Here is a 352-nt window from a genome sequence, read left to right as displayed (position 1 = left end):
GGTCACAATGCAGATCGAAGTTTTGAAAACGGACACCGGCTCCACCGACCAAATCACAAGTGAGATCAAATACGCAGATACTGAAGAAACCAAAAATGACGGTTCTGAAAAAATCCACCAAAACGAAGTGAATCTAAGAACAGTTCAGTTTGCAGATACATATTCTTCTGCTAATAGTTTGAATTTGGGAAGTAGCTCCGGAGTGAATTATGGGGTTCCTGCAGGTAGTGCAGGACTTAATTATGGAACGAATTCCTCTAATAGTTGGGGTTTTAGCAATTCCACATCTAAGACTGTTACTAAATGGGCGGACAAACCTTTTAAGAATAATATAGATAAAGATGCTCGATCA

General features: G+C 39.5%; 1 protein-coding gene. It reads left to right on the top strand.

Annotation, left to right across the window (positions count from 1 at the left end):
• Window positions 1–352, top strand: a 352-nt coding sequence (locus EHO58_RS19600; RefSeq protein ID WP_244241224.1) for a hypothetical protein, incomplete at both ends; no start/stop codon positions are given.

It is taken from the genome of Leptospira selangorensis, assembly GCF_004769405.1.
GTDB lineage: Bacteria > Spirochaetota > Leptospiria > Leptospirales > Leptospiraceae > Leptospira_B > Leptospira_B selangorensis.
Note: the sequence above shows the minus strand (reverse complement) of the source record. Positions and strands in the feature narration are given on the sequence as shown.